Origin of the sequence: Marinobacter sediminicola, from assembly GCF_031157525.1 — a bacterium.
In the GTDB taxonomy this organism is placed as follows: Bacteria; Pseudomonadota; Gammaproteobacteria; order Pseudomonadales; family Oleiphilaceae; genus Marinobacter; species Marinobacter sediminicola.
Map to the genome: position 1 here is coordinate 50288 of NZ_JAVIXR010000005.1, position 20210 is coordinate 70497.

At 55.2% G+C, this 20210-nt stretch carries 18 protein-coding genes; 8 read left to right on the forward strand and 10 right to left on the reverse strand.

Annotated elements, in window-relative coordinates; genetic code table 11:
* Positions 1-54: 54 nt before the first annotated feature.
* Positions 55-762 carry an ankyrin repeat domain-containing protein gene (locus RG807_RS09020; protein ID WP_309044620.1) on the forward strand — a complete coding sequence of 236 codons (708 nt, stop codon included), beginning with the start codon at positions 55-57 and terminating at the stop codon, positions 760-762.
* Between the two features lie 21 nt (positions 763-783).
* Here RG807_RS09020 and RG807_RS09025 read toward each other — a convergent pair whose 3' ends face one another.
* On the reverse strand, positions 784-1887 hold the full coding sequence (locus RG807_RS09025) for an enoyl-CoA hydratase/isomerase family protein (RefSeq protein ID WP_309044621.1): 1104 nt from the start codon (positions 1885-1887) through the stop codon (positions 784-786).
* A 220-nt stretch (positions 1888-2107) separates the two neighbouring features.
* Between RG807_RS09025 and RG807_RS09030 the strand changes: the two genes are divergently transcribed.
* Positions 2108-2443 carry a c-type cytochrome gene (locus tag RG807_RS09030; protein WP_298452171.1) on the forward strand — a complete coding sequence of 112 codons (336 nt, stop codon included), beginning with the start codon at positions 2108-2110 and terminating at the stop codon, positions 2441-2443.
* 24 nt (positions 2444-2467) lie between these two features.
* On the opposite strand, the gene ppnN is transcribed toward RG807_RS09030, so the two are convergent.
* Positions 2468-3850 (reverse strand): nucleotide 5'-monophosphate nucleosidase PpnN, encoded by a 1383-nt coding sequence (ppnN, locus tag RG807_RS09035; protein ID WP_309044622.1) that lies wholly within the window; start codon positions 3848-3850, stop codon positions 2468-2470.
* 110 nt (positions 3851-3960) lie between these two features.
* Between ppnN and thiI the strand changes: the two genes are divergently transcribed.
* A complete protein-coding gene (gene thiI / locus RG807_RS09040; RefSeq protein WP_309044623.1) occupies positions 3961-5415 on the forward strand; it encodes a tRNA uracil 4-sulfurtransferase ThiI in 1455 nt (484 codons plus the stop codon).
* Positions 5416-5419: 4 nt separating this feature from the next.
* On the opposite strand, the gene RG807_RS09045 is transcribed toward thiI, so the two are convergent.
* Positions 5420-6433 (reverse strand): histone deacetylase family protein, encoded by a 1014-nt coding sequence (locus RG807_RS09045; protein WP_309044624.1) that lies wholly within the window; start codon positions 6431-6433, stop codon positions 5420-5422.
* 224 nt (positions 6434-6657) lie between these two features.
* Between RG807_RS09045 and RG807_RS09050 the strand changes: the two genes are divergently transcribed.
* The gene (locus RG807_RS09050) at positions 6658-8112 is read left to right on the forward strand and encodes an NAD-dependent succinate-semialdehyde dehydrogenase (protein WP_309044625.1); all 1455 of its coding nucleotides are present in this window, start codon (positions 6658-6660) and stop codon (positions 8110-8112) included.
* Between the two features lie 68 nt (positions 8113-8180).
* Here the strand turns inward: RG807_RS09050 and RG807_RS09055 are convergent, their stop codons facing one another.
* Genes RG807_RS09055 through RG807_RS09065 form a run of 3 tightly spaced genes read right to left on the reverse strand, consistent with a single transcriptional unit; the run spans position 8181 to position 11461 of the window.
* Complete coding sequence (locus RG807_RS09055) at positions 8181-8594, reverse strand: phosphate ABC transporter substrate-binding protein (protein WP_309044626.1); 414 nt, start codon at positions 8592-8594, stop codon at positions 8181-8183.
* Between the two features lie 11 nt (positions 8595-8605).
* Positions 8606-9814 carry a putative porin gene (locus RG807_RS09060; protein ID WP_309044627.1) on the reverse strand — a complete coding sequence of 403 codons (1209 nt, stop codon included), beginning with the start codon at positions 9812-9814 and terminating at the stop codon, positions 8606-8608.
* A 33-nt stretch (positions 9815-9847) separates the two neighbouring features.
* On the reverse strand, positions 9848-11461 hold the full coding sequence (locus RG807_RS09065) for a methyl-accepting chemotaxis protein (RefSeq protein ID WP_309044628.1): 1614 nt from the start codon (positions 11459-11461) through the stop codon (positions 9848-9850).
* Positions 11462-11700: 239 nt separating this feature from the next.
* Here RG807_RS09065 and uvrD point away from each other — a divergent pair, with 239 nt between their 5' ends.
* Positions 11701-13866, forward strand: a complete 2166-nt coding sequence (uvrD, locus tag RG807_RS09070; protein WP_309044629.1) for a DNA helicase II — start codon at positions 11701-11703, stop codon at positions 13864-13866.
* A 164-nt stretch (positions 13867-14030) separates the two neighbouring features.
* On the opposite strand, the gene RG807_RS09075 is transcribed toward uvrD, so the two are convergent.
* From RG807_RS09075 to arsH, 3 genes are all read right to left on the reverse strand, one after another.
* Positions 14031-14828 carry an undecaprenyl-diphosphate phosphatase gene (locus tag RG807_RS09075; protein WP_298452194.1) on the reverse strand — a complete coding sequence of 266 codons (798 nt, stop codon included), beginning with the start codon at positions 14826-14828 and terminating at the stop codon, positions 14031-14033.
* Between the two features lie 154 nt (positions 14829-14982).
* Positions 14983-16047, reverse strand: a complete 1065-nt coding sequence (gene arsB / locus RG807_RS09080) for an ACR3 family arsenite efflux transporter (protein WP_309044630.1) — start codon at positions 16045-16047, stop codon at positions 14983-14985.
* Between the two features lie 9 nt (positions 16048-16056).
* Positions 16057-16773 carry an arsenical resistance protein ArsH gene (arsH, locus tag RG807_RS09085; protein ID WP_309044631.1) on the reverse strand — a complete coding sequence of 239 codons (717 nt, stop codon included), beginning with the start codon at positions 16771-16773 and terminating at the stop codon, positions 16057-16059.
* 120 nt (positions 16774-16893) lie between these two features.
* Here arsH and RG807_RS09090 point away from each other — a divergent pair, with 120 nt between their 5' ends.
* The 3 genes from RG807_RS09090 to arsJ are packed head-to-tail and all read left to right on the forward strand — an operon-like array spanning position 16894 to position 19528.
* Positions 16894-17283 (forward strand): ArsR/SmtB family transcription factor, encoded by a 390-nt coding sequence (locus tag RG807_RS09090; RefSeq protein ID WP_309044632.1) that lies wholly within the window; start codon positions 16894-16896, stop codon positions 17281-17283.
* Between the two features lie 45 nt (positions 17284-17328).
* Positions 17329-18333, forward strand: a complete 1005-nt coding sequence (locus tag RG807_RS09095) for an ArsJ-associated glyceraldehyde-3-phosphate dehydrogenase (protein ID WP_309044633.1) — start codon at positions 17329-17331, stop codon at positions 18331-18333.
* Position 18334: 1 nt separating this feature from the next.
* Positions 18335-19528: an organoarsenical effux MFS transporter ArsJ gene (gene arsJ / locus RG807_RS09100; RefSeq protein WP_309044767.1), complete on the forward strand. Its 1194-nt coding sequence runs from the start codon at positions 18335-18337 to the stop codon at positions 19526-19528.
* 12 nt (positions 19529-19540) lie between these two features.
* Here arsJ and RG807_RS09105 read toward each other — a convergent pair whose 3' ends face one another.
* Complete coding sequence (locus RG807_RS09105) at positions 19541-20122, reverse strand: porin family protein (RefSeq protein ID WP_309044634.1); 582 nt, start codon at positions 20120-20122, stop codon at positions 19541-19543.
* Positions 20123-20210: the final 88 nt, after the last annotated feature.

The window sequence follows — 20210 nt, forward strand, 5'->3', positions numbered from 1 at the left end:
GTCAGGGCCACCTGCGCAAAATAGGCCACACTTTCCTGATAGAGACTGCTCGTTATGGCCAAGGGAATCGGCTTCTCCCACCGCTCGCTCCTCCTATCTGTTCTTTTACTGGCGGCAGGCCTTCTGTCTGTGACGGGATGTGCTTCCCGAGAAACGCCTGCAAATCTGGATCAACAGGCGGAAAATGCTCTGGGGTCGGATCTTTATCAAGCAGCAGCGGAAGCAGATTTCGATGCAGTGAAAAGGCTGAAGGAGTCGGGTGCGCCGCTGAATACCTTGACCGGAAACGGCACACCGCTAATGGCGGCTGTGCGAGGGAAGGCGGATCGTGTTGTATGGTACCTGCTAAGCCAGGGCGCGAATCCCGATCTTGCCGAGAGCGATCAGGTTACGCCGCTAATGGTTGCTGCGGAACAAGGTGATCGCCGGCTTACGCGCTTGTTGCTGTCTGGTGGTGCAAAGGTCAACGCGACCGACATGAAGGGCTTTACACCGGTTATACGCGCTGCGGAGACGGGGCAGCTTTCGGTCGTGAAAATTCTGCTGACAGCTGGCGCAAACGTTAATGTCAGTCAGGATGGTGAATCACTGCTGATGAAGGTGGTTGCAACTGGCGACCTGCTGACCGCAGAAATGCTTCTTGCGGCAGGTGCTGATGTAAACTTTCGGGCAGAGAACGGCGAAACAGCGCTCGATGTGGCTCGCACAAATAACCACCAGGACCTGGAAATGTTGCTGGTACAGGCCGGCGCTAACTTATAAAGACTTCAGCAATGCCAAGGATCATTCCAGGTGCATGGGGTCGGTCTGATCATCCCATACGGGCAGGAAGTGCGCATCAATAACCGCATCGGGCACGTCACGGATGCGGGAGAATGACCATTGCGGGCTTTGGTCCCGATCAATCAGCCGGGCCCGAATACCTTCTGCCAGATCGGGCCTGCGCACGCACTCCCAAGCCATGGCCAGTTCCATCCGGAATACATCTTTCAATGACATCTGCTGAGCTTTTTGAAGCTGGTTCCAGATTAGCCAAGCCGAAACCGGGCAACCGCCTTTGAGAGTTTTGACGCTGGCTTGCCACCATTCAGAATCGTTACGGACAGCCAGCAGTTGATCTACTATCTCGGGCAAACTGGAGCCCGCGCACAGCCTCGCAATATCACGTTCGTGCAACTCCAGTTGGCTGGCGGTCAGCGCCGGGTAATCCTGAGTTTCTGCCTGGCTTAACAGACGAAACAGGCGGCTGTCATCGGCAGCTCTGTTGCCACTCCAGCGCTCCGCCTGCAAGCTTGATAGCAATCCCTGATGATTGGAGTCTGGTAATGCCATGTCTGCCAGCCCAACGCGCAGGGCGTCGCTCACATTCAGGTGGGCACCGGTCAGGCCCATAAATAACCCGAGACGGCCGGGCAAGCGATTGAGAAACCAGCTGGCACCCACGCCCGGAAACAGCCCAATAGACATGGCCGGCGTGGCGAGTGCAGCGTCTGGTGTAAGCAATCGGTACCGGCAAGCAGAATACAGGCCGAGCCCACTGCCCATAATGAGCCCATGCCCGAGCGCAACGACCGGCTTGGGGAATCTGCGCAGGGCATAAATCAGTTCGTATTCGTGCCTCACTATGCTGAAAGCAGCTTCGTTGTTTTTTGATTCCGTTATCGATTGATAAAGCTCGCGCAGGTCGCTGCCAGAGCAGAATCCGGTTTTGTCAGAGCCGCGTATCAATACAACACAGATGCGTTCATCATCAGCCCAGCGCGCAAGGCAATTCCTTAGTTGGGCGATCATTGCCTCGGATAAAGCATTCAGCGTTGTAGGGGAATTCAGGGTCAGTGTGCCGATAAGGCCCTCACGACAGGGAAGCTCTTGAACCTCTACAGACATTAGTGGTGTCTCCGGGCGGTAAAACGCATTCTGGTGCGGTTTTTTGTTTGCATGGCGCCTGTAACTGGATAAACGTCAAGGAAGGCGATTCTTGAAGGTATCGCATTGATCTATGGCATTTGCGCCATGTTACGTCTGTGCTATAACTTCTGGCCAGTTCTCCATTAGGTTTAGAATACCTAGAAGCAATACTTAAAACGATGATGAGAGGTTAACCATAATGAAACTTAAACACTATGCAGTTGCAGGTCTTTTCGCCCTGAGTGCTGCCGTTCCTGCAGTATCTTCCGCGGCCGGTGATGTGGCGGCAGGTAAGGCAAAAGCAGCAGTTTGTGCAGCTTGTCATGGCCAGAACGGAATCGCCCAGATTCCAATGTATCCGAACCTGGCGGGCCAGCACGAGCAGTATCTGGTCTCGTCGCTGAAAGCATACAAGGATAAGCAGCGCAACGGCGGAATGGCAGCCATCATGCAAGGCCAGGCAGCTGCCCTCAGTGACGCAGATATTGCTAACCTGGCAGCGTACTATGCAAGCCTGCCCGCTGGCGGCAAGTAAGCGTTATGATGTCAATACAGCAGTTCACGCTGCTGTATTGACGATTCGGTAGCTTGGCCGATAAGCCGAAGACCCGGGCAGCTTCATGCGGTTATTCGCAACAAACTGTTCCAGCATAGCTTCAAGAGGCTCGATCAAAGACGGATCCCCAGTGATCTCAAAAGGCCCCTTCTCCTGCACCTTTCGTATACCCCCATCCTTTACGTTTCCGGCCACTATGCCACTGAATGCCTTTCTCAGATTGGCAGCGATCAGATGCACTGGCTGATCACGGTGTAGTTCCAAGGCCAGCATGTTTTCGTGATCTGGCTCGAATGGCAGCTGGAATACCGGATCGATCTTCAGCATCCAGTTGAAATAATATGCATCCTGCATGGCACGACGGAAAGTTTCGACGTCTTTTAGGCCCTTTTTCATGGTTTGCGCCACCCGCACGGGGTCATCGATAATAATTTCGTACTTGCTGGCGGCTTCATCTCCGAGCGCGGTGCGGATGAACTTGTCGATCATCTCGAAGTACTCAGCATTTTCCTTTCTGCCAGTAAAAATCACCGGGAAGGGCAGGTCAGCATTGTCCGGGTGCAGAAGGATACCCAGCAGGTAGAGAATTTCTTCAGCGGTACCAACGCCCCCGGGGAAAACAATAACGCCGTGGCCGCAGCGCACAAAGGCTTCCAGGCGCTTTTCGATATCCGGCATGATAATCAGTTCATTCACGATGGGGTTGGGCGCTTCTGCACCAATAATGCCTGGCTCGGTAATGCCAATATAACGACCGTTTTTAACCCGCTGTTTTGCGTGGCCAATGGTAGCCCCTTTCATGGGGCCCTTCATGGCACCCGGGCCGCATCCGGTGCATATGCTAAGCTCTCTCAGGCCAAGCTGGTGGCCCACTTCCTTGCTGTACTGGTATTCCTCATGGCTGATGGAGTGCCCGCCCCAGCATACAACCAGATCGGGCTGGCGGCCGGTTTTCAGAGCCCGGGCATTCCGCAATATATGAAAAACCATGTTGGTCAGGTCTTCAGGCCCATTACCTTTCAGAATCCCCGCAAACTTGGGTGTGGAATGGGTGTAAACAATATCTCGCAGAACCGAGAACAGGTGCTCCCGAATGGCCAGAAGCATTTCGTCATCCACAAACGCGTGCGCTGGGGCATTAATCAGCTCCAGCTTAAGGCCCCGGGGCTGTGGAATCAGTCGTATATCAAAATCCGCATAGGTCTCCATCAAGTCCAGACAGTCATCTGTAACCGCGCCCGTATTCAGCACGGCCAGAGCGCATTGTCTGAACAGCTGGTAAAGGCCGCCCACGCTTTTGTCTTTGAGCAGATTGACTTCGTGATTGGACAGTATTTCCAAGCTGCCCTCTGGGGATACGAGAGCATTGATGGTGGGTGCGGTCATGAATGGAAAAGCTCCTGAGTGTTGTGGTAATACCCGATTTTGAGGCATAACGCCAAAGCGTTACACTATGCGCTCTCCTGATCATACACCATTCGACAAAACGCCCATTTATGAAACTTCTTATCCGTCCTGCCTCTGAGATTGCTATCAAGAGCAAGCCTGTTCGTCGTCGCCAGATGCGTCAGCTGCGCCAGAACATCCGTAGAATTCTGACCCGGCTTGATGAGAGTATTTTAGTTGAAGGCAGCTGGGACCGAGTGGATGTTGATGTGCCCGATGGCCGAGGTCTGGAGGGTGTGGCTGTGGATGAGCTCATGCGCATCCCTGGTATTTCCACCATTCAGGAAATAGCCGCCTTCCCGCTTGTCAGCCTTGAGGACATTGCCGAAAAAGCAGTGGCAGCTTTTGCTGGCCGCCTCGACGGAAAAACGTTTGCGGTGCGGGCGCGCCGCCATGGAAAGCATGATTTCCGCTCAATGGATCTCCAGCGCTTTGTGGGCAGCGAGCTGTATCTTTCTGCTTCCGGTGCCAGTGTGGATTTGCGTTCACCCGAGGTGGAGGTGCGCATCGAGGTGCGGGATGACGAATTCCACATTGCCAATCGCAAGCACCGTGGCCTGGGGGGGTATCCGCTGGGCAGTGTCGAGAATGTGTTGACGCTGGTCTCGGGCGGTTACGATTCATCGGTCGCCGCGTACCTGATGTTGCGCAGGGGTATGCGCAGTCACTTTTTGTTTTTCAATCTTGGTGGCATAGCTCACGAAGTGGGTGTGCGCCAAGTGGTTCACTACGTGTGGAGCCGTTACGGAGCTTCCCATGGGGCCAAGTTTATCTCCGTGCCTTTTGATGGCGTGGTGGAAGAAATCATGAAGTCGGTTAGTCACCGGCATTGGGGCGTGGTGCTCAAGCGGCAAATGTTGAAAGCCGCGAGTGAGCTTGCGCGCAGCAATAACGCCGCTGGGCTGGTGACGGGTGATGCGGTAGCCCAGGTATCGAGCCAGACTTTGACCAACCTGAACGTTGTTGACCGGGCCAGCGACGAAGTGGTTTTGCGCCCATTGATTGCGATGGACAAGGAAGCCATCATAAAGCTTGCGCGGGAAATTGGCACTGAGGCCTACGCGCGCAACATGCCTGAGTATTGTGGTGTTATCTCCCAGAAGCCGACTACCCGGGCCCGCTTGTACCGGGTCGAGGCCGATGAGGCCGAGATGGATCCGCTGGTTCTGGCGCAAGCTATTGAAGCCCGTGAAGAAACACTGGTCAGTGATTTGCTGGATACCACCACCACACCCGAAGATGTGGAGCTGGTAAAGACGCCCGCAGTAAGCGACGTGATAATTGATGTGCGCCATCCGTCTGAGGGGGAGCAGTCTCCTTTAATGCTCACCGGCAACGAGATTATGAAGATCCCGTTTTACGAGTTGAACCGCAGGATCCCTGAGCTTCCCGTTAACCGCCAGTACCTGCTTTATTGTGACCGCGGCGCAATGAGCCGGATGCATGCGGTGCACCTGAAAGCAGAAGGGCACGAAAACGTTAAAGTTTACGCGCCCGCCTCATAGAGTTTCAGCAGCCCATACCTTTGAAGAACTGTTGTACGTTCTCGCTCAGGCTATCCAGATCATAGCCGCCTTCCTGCACGACCAGTGTAGGGAGGCCGAGCTGGTTCATATGTGTGCCAAGCCTGCAAAAGCCTTCCGACGTTACTGACACTTTGGCCTGCGGATCATCTTTATAGATGTCAAAGCCGAGCGTCAGAATCAGTGCGTCTGGCTGGAACAGCTTGATAGCCGCCGCAGCCTCCTCGACTTTTACGAAAAAATCTTCCTCTGATGAACCGTGGGGCATGGGCAGGTTGATGTTGTAACCGTAACCCTCGCCTTCGCCACGCTCATTCTCGAAACCAGATACCACCGGGTAAAAGTTAGTTGGGTCGCCGTGAATGGAGATGTAGAGCACATCATTGCGCTCGTAAAAGATTTCCTGAATGCCCTGGCCGTGGTGCATGTCGGGATCCAGAATAACCAGGCGAGGGAACCGGGATTTCATGTGCTCAGCGGCAATGGCGGCATTATTGAGGTAGCAGAAACCACCCGCGGAATCCTTGCGAGCATGGTGGCCTGGTGGGCGGCACACCGCGTAGGAGGTGCGATCTCCTGCCATGAGCGCGTCGGCTGCAGCAAGAGCGGTCTGAGCCGACCAGTAAGCCGCTTCCCAGGTGTGCTCTCCAATGGGGCTGCTGCCGTCTGCCTGATACCGTGCCGCTTCTGCCAGAATGCCTGTGAGGTGGTTCGGGGAGCGAACGAAGATGTTGGACATGACTTCCTCCCCCCAGTCGTCCATTTTCTTCCAGCGACGATGAGCAGACTCGAGAAAGCGCAGATACCCCAGGTCGTGCACCTTGGCAATCGGCCGGGCGCCCTGATCAGAAGGCTGTAATACCGGTATGCCTGCCGCTTTCAAACCCTCCAGCATTTGGTGGGTGCGATCCGGCACCTCCTGAGGCTGACGCATCTGACCCCGGGTGAAGTAGGATTGGGGGGCATGCTTGTCTTGAGCTGGATGGAAAAATGCTTTCATTATCCGACCTCCTGGTTTCCGGTGCTGCAGCGGCATGACTCAGTTGCTGTGAATGCAGACACTGTGAGTATAGGCACTTGGGAGTATAGGCACAGATTGGGATTGGTCAAAAGCCGAGCTGTCGACTTTACAGGTAGTGATTCAGCATCCAAGATGAAGGTCGGATTCAATTCATATAACCGTGCACCTTTGTGGGTGTCGTTACTGACTGAGCAGGAGCCGAAATGATCGAGTCACCACTGCTGGGAAAGATGACTGGCTACATCGGCGGTCGCTGGACTGACAATGAACAGGGCAACACCTTTGATGTATACAACCCGGCAACGGGCAAGGTGATTGCGCAGGTTGCTTCCATGCCTGAAAGTGAGGTGAAGGCGGCGATCGAAGCGGGCAAGTCTGCACTGCAACTGACCAGCCCCTACAGCATCGACACCCGCAGGAAATGGCTGGAAGAGATCCGCGATGCGCTCAGGGCGAACAAGGAAGAGGTTGGGCGGATTCTGTGCCTGGAGCACGGTAAGCCGCTGAACGAGGCCCAGGGTGAAGTAGATTACGCCGCGGGTTTTTTTGACTACTGCTCCAAAAACATTCAAGCGTTGGATGCCCACGAACTCCCGGGGAAACCCCGTGACTGCACCTGGACAGTCCATTACCGCCCTGTTGGCGTTACCGCACTCATCACGCCCTGGAACTTTCCCATTGGCATGATTGCCAAGAAGCTCTCGGCTGCCCTGGCGGCAGGTTGCCCTTCCGTGATCAAGCCGGCGAGCGAAACACCGCTGACCATGATTGCGCTGTTCGATTTGATCGACAAGCATGTGAACCTGCCTGATGGCATGGTGAACCTGGTGATGGGCAAGGCCAGTGTGATTGGCAAGGTTCTATGCGAGAGCCCGGATGTGCCCATGTTGAGCTTTACCGGGTCCACAGAAGTGGGTCGTAAGTTGGTTGTGGATACCGCTGACCAAATTAAAAAGCTGGCTTTGGAGTTGGGTGGTAACGCGCCGTTTATCGTGTTCGACGATGCGGATCTGGACGCAGCTGCAGACAACCTGATTGCCAACAAATTCCGTGGTAGCGGGCAGACCTGTGTGTGCGCAAACCGCATCTTTGTTCATGAAAAGGTGATGGATGCCTTTGGCGCGAAGCTCGCAGAGCGCGTGAACAAGATGACGGTAGGCGATGGCATTGGAGGCGATGTTGATCTTGGCCCACTGATTAACAAAGCCGGCTTCGACAAGGTGAAGCGCCATCTGGAAGACGCCCTGAACAAAGGCGCCTCACTGGTTGCAGGCAAACAGCCCGGCGATCTGGGCGAGGGCCACCTGTTCTTCCCGGCTACGGTGATTTCTGGCGTAACGCCGGAGATGTGCTGCTCCCGGGAAGAGACCTTTGGGCCTTTGGTGCCTATAGCGAGCTTCCGCTCCGAGGAGGAGGTGATCGCGGCAGGTAACGACACGGAATTTGGCCTGGCTTCCTATGTGTTCACAGCGGATGCAGAGCGTGCGCAGCGGGTTGCTGCCGGACTGCGGTTTGGCCATGTGGGTTGGAATACCGGCACAGGGCCGACGCCTGAGGCACCTTTTGGTGGCATGAAAGCGTCAGGAACCGGGCGCGAAGGCGGGCTTGAAGGGTTGTTCGAGTTTGTTGAGGCGCAGACCGTGCCAAGAGGTTTTTGATCTGAAGGCTTTGACTTAAGCAAAGAAGGCGAGCCCGTGGGCTCGCCTTCTTTGTTGCTGGCAGCTGTTTAAGGCGTAAGGATAACCTTCACAGAGCTGTCTACGTCGGCTTCATCAATGTAGCCGATGCTGCCGGGTGTTGATGAGACCTGGGCTTTCATTGCCGCAGCGCTACCAACTTCTGCAGGTGGCTGGCCGCGGCCAGTGAATACCTGTTTTGACCAGAAGGCTTTGAGCTGGGCATCGTTGCGCCCGGTTACCTTGTCGTGGAACTGGGCGCGAACCGGATCGCCTCCGGCCATTTCAAATGGGGTCGCTTTCTGTCCGTCGGGCAGTTGGTTGCTACGGTTGAGGTACAGATCGCGGACCTGGTTTTCGGTGATGCTGTCCGGGCCAGCACTATGACCAATTACGACAACGTCGGCCATTGCAAGGGGGCTGACCAGCAAGCTGGCCGCAAATATCAGGCTAAGCTTTTTCATGGGTGCCTCCGTTAAAATGCCGAGTCAAGTTTAATGGTGTAGACGTTGGTGCTGCTAGTATCGTTCGAGAGCATATATTGGGTATTCAGATTGGCATAACCTTTATCAAGCCCACGAACGTGCGTTATGTCTGCCTTGATCGCAACCCCGGGGGTGATGTCCCAACGTGTGCCGACACTGTAATCCGTACGCTGATAGTTGAGGATTGACTCAGGAACCACAACACCCTGGCTCGGAATATTGATGAAGAGACCTTTGCGCTCGTCTTCATCCTTGCTTTCGGTCCAGCCAGCGGCGATGTAGGGCGTCCAGCTGCCAAAACGATGGCCAATCGACAGATAGGCAGAATCGGTATCAGCGAACTTGCCGTCTAATTCTACTCGAGTGACTTCCGAGATGATCTGCCAGCTGCCGTCATCATAGCTTGCGCCAATGCCATAGAAGTTACCTCGTTCACCGTCGGCCAACACGCTGTTAACGGTGATGGTTGGTGGGACAAGCGCTTTTAAGCGGGTTGCATCAATATCTGCTTCAGCTGTCGCTGCAACAGCACGCAAAGTCCAGACATAATCAGTCCATGTCAGGTTTACACCCCCGATATTGCGAAGCTGAACTTCCCCGGTTGTGCCATCCTCATCAGTAAATCCGGTGAAAGCGTTTACTGTAAGAGATGAGTCATCAAAATTGAAGTTGTATGTCGCATCAGCACCCACATAACTGGTGATTGCGATAGGGCCGTAAACGCTTTGTGGCGGGCGAGCCCAAGGCTGAGAGTAACCGACTTCCAATGAATCGGAGTACATAAAGAACGGAATGCGCATTTTACCTGCTCGCAACTGCAGATTGTTGGTGGGGCGATGGCTCAGATAGGCCCACTCTATTTGCGGCTCCCAGTCATCAGCGCCACGGCCAACGAGCTGTAGCACTGCCTGGCTCTTTTCAGTCACGTCAAAGGTGCCCTGCAGAGCTATCAAGCTGAGATCATTCACGCTGGTCGTTTCCGTTATGCCAGCGTAACCGGCATCGTTGCTTGCGCGTGCTACGCCGGTGCTGAAGAAACCGTTAAAACGAACACTGTCATTTTTAGCCGAGTTAACCTGTTGCTGCATAGCGTCGAGCTGCTGTTGCATGCGGGCCAATGTGTCTTCTGTGCTTTGGGCAGAAGCGGAACCGGCCGCAACAGCGAGCGCCAGTGGTGCGAGTTGTAGCAATTTCTTCATAGGGGCTTTAATCCGTACATTATCGAGGTTAATTTACACGCGGAACTGGCTGGCAACGGTTTGCAGGCCGTTGCTGACGCTCTGAATATCGCGACTCACGTTATCCAGCTCATCGGTGCTTTCCATGACTGCCTCGGCATTCCGGTGCATGTCCGTCATGTAAGTGGTTACTTCATTGAATGTGGTGCTTTGTTCGTAGGTCGCGGCCGCAATCTGTTCGTTCAGTTCGCTTATCTGCTGCACGTTTTGCAGAATGCGGGACAGGATCTCGCCGGATTCAGTGGTCGCTTCCACGCCTTCATGGGCCTTGTTCACACTGGCTTTCATGGAGGTGACCGCGGAAGACGAAAGCTTGGAAAGTTCGGAAATTACGCTCTGAATCTCTTCCGTTGCTTTATGGGTGCGCACGGCAAGCCCGCGCACTTCATCAGCCACAACTGCGAAACCTCGGCCATGTTCGCCCGCGCGGGCGGCTTCAATGGCAGCGTTCAAAGCCAGCAGGTTGGTTTGTTCTGCAACGGTTTGAATAGTGTCCAGAAGGCCGCCAACCCGGGCGGAGAACTCATCAAACTGGTTCACCAGGCCCGCAGTTTTTTCAATGTCGCCGACCAGCTCGCGGATGGTCGCGACGTTATTCTGCACTTTCTCCTGGCCTGATTGGGCGAAGCGCGCAGCGTCCTGGGTTTGATCCGATGCACTTGAAGCAAAACCGGCAACTTCTTCAACGCTTTTTACCAGCTCATCCACAGAATTACGGGTAGAAGAAATCGCCTGGGCCTGGCTGCTGATGCGCTCAAGGTTTGCTCGGCTGGCATTGGTCAGATGGCCTGTGGCGGTGTTCAGTCCGTTCACGTCATCGCTGATAGTGGCAAACGATTTATGCAGCTTGGCAACGAACAGGTTGAATTGATTAACCAGTTCACGGAGCTCATCCCGGCCTTCGTAGTTCAGGCGCCGGGTCAGGTCACCTTCGCCGGAAGCCATGTTCTTCAGGGAGTCGATAATCTGGGTAAGGCTGGCGGATATGGAGCGGCCGATCACCAGGCTGATTGCAATCAGCACAACAACCGTAGAGACCAGGATAATCAGTGCCAGAGTCTGGGCGTTGCTTGAGGCTTCGGCGGTTTCCGAAATAGCGCTCTGGAACCGCGCCCGATTGTTTTCAAGCATGGTGTTCAGGCCGGCCTGTAGCTGCTCCAGGCGCGCTGCGTTGCGGGCCGCGTCGTCACCAATGCGAGTGAAGTCGGCGGTGCCGTCAATTATGGAGGTGGCAAGGCGCGACGCGTTGTCGTAGTAATTGTCGAGGTCTCGGCTCAGCTTTTGGATGTTGCTGGCTTGGGCGGGGCTCAGTTCCGCAATTTGTTCCAGGTTGGTCGCAATGGTGTCTCGATACGCCTGGGTTGCTTCCAGTTGCTGGTCGTCCCCCGTGGTAACTGCACCACTGATTTGTTGCTCCATCAACTTCAACTGGCCTTCGTTGATGGTGGTCAGCTCCAGCGTTGGATAAAGGCGATCTTTTACCTCGCTCAGGCGCTCAGAGTTGGAGCGTTCTGTTATAAATGCGAAGCCCTGACTGATCACGAATGCGAGGATGGCAATGCTGACCAGTAAGCCAAGTTTTTGTGAGATTTTAAGTGATGACAGCATAGTCTTTTCCTGACGGAACAACCCAGCGTGGCGGCACGATCATATAGGTTGCTATGGGTAGACGAAATGGTGATTGTGTTTCGTACTGTTATCTTCTGTTGTCGGCTGATTTTGCAGTAACTTTATAGTGAAGCGAGTCTAAACATTAGGTTAGCGAGCGGGATCGGGGCAGGCTTGGCTTCGACTTGTTATAATCCACAACCTGAATTCCCCATTCTCCGGACTACAGTGATTTCCCCATGGATGTCTCCCACATTATAGATTCTCTGAATGATGCCCAGCGTGAGGCAGTTACGGCACAGAATGACCACCTGCTGGTGCTGGCGGGTGCCGGCAGTGGCAAAACCCGGGTGCTGGTGCACCGGATAGCGTGGTTGATGCAGGTGGATCGTGTTCCACCCACGGGGATTTTGGCGGTCACTTTTACCAATAAAGCCGCCAAAGAAATGCGTTACCGCATCGAAGAGATGATGAATATTCCGTCTCGCGGCCTTTGGTTTGGCACCTTCCACGGTATCGCCCACCGTTTGCTAAGGGCGCATTCGAAGGATGCCGGGCTGCCGGAGAACTTTCAGGTGCTGGACAGCGATGATCAGCTGCGTATGGTCAAGCGGGTGATGCGGGAGGCGCAGATCGATGAGAGCCAGTTCCCGCCCAAGCAGGCTCAATGGTTTATCAGCAGCCAGAAAGACGAAGGGTTGCGGGCCGATCATATTCAGGAAAACCCGGGGGATCACTTCACTTCCACTATGGTGAAGGTGTACCGCCGATACGAAGAACTTTGCCAACAGAGTGGTCTGGTGGACTTTGGCGAGTTGCTGCTGCGTTCCCACGAACTCTGGCTGCACCGGCCGGAATTGCTGGCCCATTACCAACAGCGGTTTCAGCATATTCTGGTGGACGAGTTTCAGGATACCAATACCATTCAGTATGCCTGGCTGCAGGTGCTGGCCGGCCATCGCGTGCCGCTGACCGTGGTGGGTGATGACGACCAGTCCATTTACGGCTGGCGCGGGGCCAAAATCGAGAACATCCAGCAATACCAACGGGATTTTCCGAACTCCCGGCTGGTGCGCCTGGAACAGAACTACCGCTCTACACAGCTGATTCTGAAAGCTGCTAATGCCGTAATTGCCAACAACCAGGGCAGGCTCGGTAAAGAGCTTTGGACAGATGGCGTGGAAGGTGAGCCCATCAGTCTGTACGCAGCATTCAACGAGCAGGACGAAGCCAACTATATCGCCGACAGCATCTCCAGCTGGGCCAATGAAGGCAACCTGCGTAGCGAATCCGCCATCTTGTACCGCTCCAACGCCCAATCCCGGGTGCTGGAAGAGTCCCTGATGCGCCAGGGCATCCCTTACCGGGTGTACGGCGGCCTGCGCTTTTACGACCGCCAGGAAATCCGCAACGCCTTGGCTTACTTGCGTTTGGTGCACTACCGGCGGGACGATGCAGCCTTCGAGCGAGTGGTGAACTTGCCCACTCGTGGCATAGGCGCAAAAAGCCTGGCGGAACTGCGTGAATATGCAAGCAACCTGAGCATATCTCTATGGGAGTCGGCCGAGCGATTGCTGGCGGCCGGGCAGGTGAAAGGTCGCGCCAAAACCGGGCTGCAGGCGTTCCTCGATATTATAGAAGAGCTGTCTGCGATGGCTGAAGGCGCGTCGCTTCATGGGCTTATGAAGCAGACCATCGAAGCCAGCGGCCTGAAGGACTATCACGCCAGTGAAAAAGGCGAGAAGGCTCAGGCGCGGGTGGAGAACCTGGAAGAGCTGGTGAACGCCCTTGCAGATTTTGATGTGGAAGAGGGTGTGGACCCGCTCTCGGAGTTTATTGCCCAGGCTGCACTGGATGCTGGTGAATCCCAAGCGGAAGACCACGAAGACAGCGTGCAGTTGATGACCCTGCACTCCGCTAAAGGCTTGGAATTCCCGTTGGTATTCCTTGCCGGTGTTGAAGAGGGTTTGTTCCCCCACAGCATGTCTCTGGAAGAGCCGGGGCGCATGGAGGAAGAGCGGCGGCTGGCCTATGTAGGCATCACCCGGGCCATGAAAAAGTTGGTGATTACCTACGCCGAATCCCGCCGTTTGTACGGTCAGGAGAAGTTCAACGCGCTTTCCCGCTTCGTTCGGGAGATTCCCGGCGATTGCCTGCAGGAGGTGCGCCTACGTAATACGGTAACCCGCCCGGCCATGATGGATCGCCCTAACGAAGGCCTGTTCAGCCAGGACTCTGCCCAGCAGACCGGTTTCAGCCTGGGGCAGCGTGTTCGGCACCCCAAGTTCGGCGAAGGAGTTGTGATGAATGCTGAAGGCACCGGGCACCACACAAGGGTGCAGGTGAATTTTGACGAAGGGGCTAAGTGGTTGGTGCTGGCTTATGCGCCGTTGGAGGCCTGCTAGGCTTTGGTGTTTGCAGATAGCGGGCTGCGCCTCCCAAAAAACGCTCCTTCGGCACATCCATGTGGCGCTTGGGCTCCGCCATCCATGGCTCCGCACATTTTTGGGAGGCGCAGCCCGCTATCTGCTTCGGACACGGTGCTGGCCTCAGCAAGACCTCACAGTGCCTACATCAACACCGCGTAAATAACCCCAGCCAGAATGACTCTGTAGATAACATAAGGCCACATGCCCACCTTGTTCAGCCATTTCAGGAAGAAGTGGATAGCGGTAATGGCAATAACGAAGGATGTAACGCCCCCTACCAGAAATGCACTCCAGTCCACGGCAATATCCGAAGTCGCTACTTCCAGAAGCTTAACTGCAGATGCCAGAGCGGTAATGGGAATGGCCAGCAGGAACGAGAAGCGGGAGGCGGTTTCCCGGCTCATGCCCAGGAACAAACCAGCAGTTATGGTAATTCCAGAACGAGAAGTGCCCGGTACAAGGGCGATGGCCTGTGCGATACCTACCAGTAAAGCGTCTTTCCAGTTCAGAGAGTCTATCGAACGTTGGCGCTTTGGCATCCAGTCCGCAACGCCCAGCAGCAGACCGAAGAACAGGGTGGTGGCAAAGATGATTTCTACCGCACGCAGTTCGTTATCGATAATGTCCAGTAACGCCAATCCTGCAAGACCAGCCGGGATTGTGCCAATCACCATATATAACGCCAGAGCGCCCTGGCCGACTACGCGGCGCCGGCCTATGGACATGAGGCCGTCCCGCGCGATGCTGAACACGTCCGTGCGGAAGTAAATCACCACCGCCAGCAAGGTGCCCACATGAACCGCAAGGTCGAACGCAACGCCCTGATCCACCCAGTCAAAAAATGCGGGTACAAGGATCAGGTGGGCTGAGCTGGAAATAGGCAGAAATTCGGTCAGTCCCTGCATAAGGCCAAGGAAAAAAGCCTGGAGAAAATCCATTCTGTTGGTTCCGTTCGGGTCAGAGGTTTGCGGTTCAATGGTAAGAAAGATGGGCGGGATATTAGCAGGGTGGTGGTTAGCTGAACAGGTCGTGAGCCCCGGCACTGTGCTTTGTAAGCTAGCCCCGGCCAGTCACCGGGGCTCTGCGCGGGGGTCAAGCCGGGAATTTATCTCGGGTATTGTTGGCGATACGCACCAGAACCAGCATCAAAGGCACTTCCACCAGCACGCCAACCACTGTGGCCAATGCTGCCCCGGATTGCAGGCCAAACAGCGCAATGGCTGCGGCTACTGCCAGTTCAAAGAAATTACTGGCACCGATCATGGCGCCGGGTGCGGCGATGCAGTGGCGAACCTTCCACAGTCTGGCCCAGCCGTAGGCGATGAAGAAAATCAGCACCGTCTGGATGGTCAGTGGTACGGCAATCAGCGCAATGTGCAGCGGGTTTTCCAGAATGACCTCGCCCTGAAAGGCGAACAGCAACACCAGAGTGACAATCAGCGCTGCTGGCGTAATAGGCCCCAGCCGCTTCATGAATACCTCGTCGTACCACTGCTCGCCACGGCGGGCGATCAATGTGCGGCGGGTGAGATAGCCGGCAGCCAGCGGGATCACGATGTACAGCACAACCGACAGAATCACTGTATCCCAGGGCACCTGAATGTCGGAAATGCCCAGCAGGAAAACCACAATAGGTGCGAAGGCAAACAGCATAATGATGTCGTTCAGGGATACCTGCACCAGTGTGTAGGCCGCATCGCCTTTGGTCAGGTAACTCCAGACGAACACCATCGCAGTGCAAGGTGCCGCACCCAGCAAAATGGCGCCCGCCAGGTATTCACTCGCTAATTGCGGAGCAATCCAGGGCTCGAACACCACCATCAGGAAGAACCAGGCAATGGCGAACATGGTGAAGGGTTTGATCAGCCAGTTCACGATGGTGGTAATCGCCAGTCCTTTAGGCTCCTTTCTTACACCAACAATCGCACCGAAATCGATCTGCGCCATGATCGGAAAGATCATTGCCCAGATCAGTATGGCGATAGGGATAGACACCTGGGCGTATTCGAAGCGGGACAGGGCTTCGGGTATTCCAGGCGCAAGCTGGCCTAGCGCCACGCCGGCAATAATGGCTAGCGCTACCCAGACCGACAGGTAGCGGCCGAACAGGTCCATGCCTTCTGAGGCAGTGCTTGCGGCTTCTCTATTTTGGCTCATGACTACCCCTCAGATGGACCGTTGGTTAACACGTTTTGATAACTCTTCAGCGCTTTCCTTGCGCTCGGAATAGCGGTTGGTCAGGTAGTCGCTGCGGTCGCGAGTCAGCAGGGTGAACTTCACCAGTTCTTCCATCACATCCACGATGCGATCGTAGTAGGAGGACGGCTTCATGCGGTCGTTGTCATCGAACTCCATAAAGGCTTTGGCTACGGACGACTGGTTAGGAATAGTCACCATTCGCATCCACCGGCCAAGCACCCGCAACTGATTCACCACATTGAACGACTGGGAGCCACCGCACACCTGCATCACCGCAAGGGTCTTGCCCTGAGTGGGACGAACGGCGCCCATAGACAGCGGAATCCAGTCGATCTGGGTTTTCATGATGCCGGTCATGGCGCCGTGGCGCTCCGGGGAGCACCACACCATGCCTTCAGCCCATTGCGCCAGCTCTCGCAGCTCCTGAACTTTGGGGTGCGAGTCACCTTCGGCATCGGCCAAAGGCAGGCCGCGAGGGTTAAAGATGCGGGGTTCCGCGCCCATGGCTTCCAGTAAACGGGCGGACTCTTCCACCACGAGCCTGCTGAATGAACGGTCTCGCAGAGAACCATAGAGCAGCAAGATGCGAGGTGCATGGTTTGAAGGCGCCGCTCCAAATACTTGCTCTGCAGTCGGTGGCTGGAACAGCTCAGAATCGATGTTGGGAGGTACGGTCGGCTTCATGGTGTAATTTATAATCTCGCTATCCGGGTGTCTTTACTTTGTCATCTTCGATAATTAGTATCGCAAAAAAAGCATATACGGAAAACCGAATATGCCAAAAATTCAGGATTGGAAAGCTTCATGAATAGAGACGTTGTTCCACATCAGGAAACTGCGCTGACGCACCAAGACTTTAGCCCGGTCACCGTATTCAAGGCCTTGAGCGACGAGTTGCGGCTGGCTGCTTTATTGCTTATTCGGGGGCAGAAAGAGCTGTGTGTGTGCGAACTGACGGAAGCCTTTGATGTGTCCCAGCCGAAGGTCAGTCGCCACCTTGCCGCATTACGGGAGGCCGGGCTGGTAGAAACAGAGCGTCGTGGGCAATGGATTTACTATTCAGTGAACCCACAGTTGCCGGACTGGGTAGCTCGGGTTCTGGATGAAACGGCGGAAAATAATAAAGCCTTGATCGAAACGCCTATGGCGAAGTTGCAGGCAATGGCCGAGCGCCCGGCACCGCAGTGCCCCTGAACATTCATTGGATATATCACCTGCGAAATTCGCAAGGAGAACACCATGAGTAAAATCAAAGTAGGCATTAACGGGTTTGGCCGTATTGGTCGCTTGGCGTTAAGGGCCGCCTGGGAGTGGCCTGAACTGGAATTTGTGGCGATTAATGACCCGGGCGCAGACGCTCATACTTTGGCTCATCTGCTGAACTTCGACAGTATCCATGGCCGCTGGAGCCGTGAGGCAGCTGCTGATGGCGATGACATGGTGATTGATGGCCAGCGCATCCGTGTCACTCGTAATAAAGCCATTGCCGATACCGACTGGTCTGGATGCGATCTGGTGATCGAAGCCAGCGGTGCGCACAAGACAGTGTCGGTGCTGCAGGGCTACCTCGATCAAGGCGTAAAACGGGTGGTGGTCACCGCGCCGGTGAAAGAAGCGGGCGCGAAGAATATTGTTGTGGGTGTGAATGAAGACATTTTTGATCCGGCCAGGGATCGAATTGTAACCGCGGCGTCGTGCACCACTAACTGTTTGGCGCCAGTGGTGAAAGTGATTCACGAGAAACTGGGTATCAAACACGGCTCCATTACTACCATCCACAGCCTGACCAATACCCAGACAATCATTGATGCGCCCCACAAAGACCTGCGGCGGGCACGGGCGTGCGGCAGTTCGCTGATTCCCACAAGCACCGGTTCTGCCACGGCAATTATCGAAATATTCCCGGACCTTAAAGGACGTTTGGATGGCCACGCAGTGCGTGTTCCCCTCACCAACGCGTCTCTGACGGATTGTGTGTTTGAGGTGGAAACGCCGACAGATCGCGATGCGGTAAACCGGCTGCTCAAAGAAGCCTCAGAGGGTGAATTGAAGGACATTCTGGGCTACGAAGAACGCCCGCTGGTATCCATCGATTACAAAACAGACCCGCGCTCGTCCATCGTCGATGCCTTGTCCACACTTGTGATCAACGGCACTCAGGTGAAGATCTATGCCTGGTATGACAACGAGTGGGGTTACGCCAACCGCACCGTTGAACTGGCACGCAAGGTGGGCCTGGCTTGATATGAATGCCGCCATTCGTCAGTACCTAGTGATCACGGGTAATTACTGGGCCTTCACCCTGACGGATGGGGCGTTGCGCATGCTGGTGGTGCTGCATTTCCACCAGCTTGGTTACTCGCCGCTGCAAATCGCCCTGCTATTCGTTTTCTACGAGTTCTTCGGGGTGGTGACCAATCTGTTGGGCGGGTATCTGGGCGCTCGCATGGGTTTGAATCGCACCATGAATATCGGGCTGTTCCTGCAGATCGCGGCCTTGGCCATGCTGGCTGTTCCGGCGACCATGCTCTCAGTGCCCTGGGTGATGGCGGCGCAAGCTATGTCCGGTATTGCCAAAGACCTGAACAAAATGTCTGCCAAAAGTGGAATCAAATTGCTGGTGCCAGATGAGCAGCAGGGCACTTTGTATAAATGGGTCGCCATCCTGACGGGGTCCAAGAACACCCTGAAGGGCGTGGGTTTTTTTCTGGGTGGCGTGTTGCTGATGTCAGTGGGCTTCACCGGCGCGGTGCTTGCCATGGCCGTGGCGCTCGGGTTGGTTTGGCTCGCCAGTCTGTTTTTGCTTAAACAGGAGTTGGGCAAGAGCACCGCAAAACCAAAATTCCGGGAGATTCTTTCAAAAAGCCGTGCCATTAACGTGCTGTCTGCAGCCCGTATGTTTCTGTTTGGTGCCCGGGATGTGTGGTTTGTTGTGGCTCTGCCCGTTTATCTGCATACGGTCTTTGGCTGGGACTTCTGGAAGGTTGGCGGTTTTATGGCCACCTGGGTCATCGGCTATGGCTTTATCCAGGCCATGGCACCCCGGATTACCGGAACAGGCGAAGGCAAGCAGCCTGTCGCATTCTGGGCCGCAGCACTGGCATTAGTTCCCGCAGCGATTGCCTTTGGTCTGATGGTCGGCTGGTCACCACAGTTTGTGGTCGTCGGTGGTTTGTTGCTGTTCGGAATCTTGTTTGCCATCAACTCCTCCCTGCATAGCTACCTGATTGTCAGCTATGCCAGAGGTGATGGTGTATCCCTGGATGTGGGTTTCTATTACATGTCCAATGCCGCAGGCCGGTTGCTGGGTACGATATTGTCTGGCTGGGTGTATCAGGTTTACGGGCTGGAGGCGTGCTTGTGGATATCATCGGGTCTGCTGGCAGCCGCCGCGTTGTTGTCATTGATGCTGCCCGAAAGGCGCGTGGCTAGAGCATGACAGCAGGTGGATTCAGAAGCGCAGGACCAAGCCTGCACCTGCCTCAAGTTGCAGGTAGCCACTGCTGCGGTAGGTGAGCTCGCAACCGCCGGAGCAGAGCACAGAACCACCGGAATCGAGGGCTGTATAGACACCACGAAGGTCAAGCCGCAGGCGCAAACTCTCGTTGAGTAGGAACTGGTAACCACCGCCAAGGGATAGGGCCAGGCGGTGTTCGGTATCGTAGGTTGAATTGTCTGGTTCCAGGCGGGTCAACCCCAGTACGCCAGAGGCAAAACCGCCGTAGCTTTTGCCTCCCGGAAAGTAAAGGCCGCCGAATTGCAGTTGGTAGATGGTGACGTCGATTTCCTGTGTGCCGGGTGCAAAGACACCGTTATCCAGCTTTGCTGAGGTATCCTGCCGGCCAAAATAGAGTTCGCCCTGCGTACCGGCTTCTGGCAGGTCGAAGTTCAAAATCAACCCTTGGCTTGCAGAATCCTTGAACTTGATTTGATCTTGTGTGCTGGCCACGGAGGATTCAATATCGACAGAACTGCCCACGCGGTAGCCCACGAAAGGCGTGATGCCGATATCAGCGGCTACGGATGTCGACATCAGGGAAAGGGCTGTTGTAAATAGGAATAGCTGCCTGAAGCTCATGAGCTGAGGGTCTCTGATTTCTTGAAAAGGCCGTGCCGGCCGT

Coding starts and splice junctions, on each gene's coding strand:
- RG807_RS09020 (WP_309044620.1), top strand. CDS start 55: ATGGCCAAGGGAATCGGCTTCTCCCACCGCTCGCTCCTCCTATCTGTT.
- RG807_RS09025 (WP_309044621.1), bottom strand. CDS start 1,887: ATGTCTGTAGAGGTTCAAGAGCTTCCCTGTCGTGAGGGCCTTATCGGC.
- RG807_RS09030 (WP_298452171.1), top strand. CDS start 2,108: ATGAAACTTAAACACTATGCAGTTGCAGGTCTTTTCGCCCTGAGTGCT.
- ppnN (WP_309044622.1), bottom strand. CDS start 3,850: ATGACCGCACCCACCATCAATGCTCTCGTATCCCCAGAGGGCAGCTTG.
- thiI (WP_309044623.1), top strand. CDS start 3,961: ATGAAACTTCTTATCCGTCCTGCCTCTGAGATTGCTATCAAGAGCAAG.
- RG807_RS09045 (WP_309044624.1), bottom strand. CDS start 6,433: ATGAAAGCATTTTTCCATCCAGCTCAAGACAAGCATGCCCCCCAATCC.
- RG807_RS09050 (WP_309044625.1), top strand. CDS start 6,658: ATGATCGAGTCACCACTGCTGGGAAAGATGACTGGCTACATCGGCGGT.
- RG807_RS09055 (WP_309044626.1), bottom strand. CDS start 8,594: ATGAAAAAGCTTAGCCTGATATTTGCGGCCAGCTTGCTGGTCAGCCCC.
- RG807_RS09060 (WP_309044627.1), bottom strand. CDS start 9,814: ATGAAGAAATTGCTACAACTCGCACCACTGGCGCTCGCTGTTGCGGCC.
- RG807_RS09065 (WP_309044628.1), bottom strand. CDS start 11,461: ATGCTGTCATCACTTAAAATCTCACAAAAACTTGGCTTACTGGTCAGC.
- uvrD (WP_309044629.1), top strand. CDS start 11,701: ATGGATGTCTCCCACATTATAGATTCTCTGAATGATGCCCAGCGTGAG.
- RG807_RS09075 (WP_298452194.1), bottom strand. CDS start 14,828: ATGGATTTTCTCCAGGCTTTTTTCCTTGGCCTTATGCAGGGACTGACC.
- arsB (WP_309044630.1), bottom strand. CDS start 16,047: ATGAGCCAAAATAGAGAAGCCGCAAGCACTGCCTCAGAAGGCATGGAC.
- arsH (WP_309044631.1), bottom strand. CDS start 16,773: ATGAAGCCGACCGTACCTCCCAACATCGATTCTGAGCTGTTCCAGCCA.
- RG807_RS09090 (WP_309044632.1), top strand. CDS start 16,894: ATGAATAGAGACGTTGTTCCACATCAGGAAACTGCGCTGACGCACCAA.
- RG807_RS09095 (WP_309044633.1), top strand. CDS start 17,329: ATGAGTAAAATCAAAGTAGGCATTAACGGGTTTGGCCGTATTGGTCGC.
- arsJ (WP_309044767.1), top strand. CDS start 18,335: ATGAATGCCGCCATTCGTCAGTACCTAGTGATCACGGGTAATTACTGG.
- RG807_RS09105 (WP_309044634.1), bottom strand. CDS start 20,122: ATGTCGACATCCGTAGCCGCTGATATCGGCATCACGCCTTTCGTGGGC.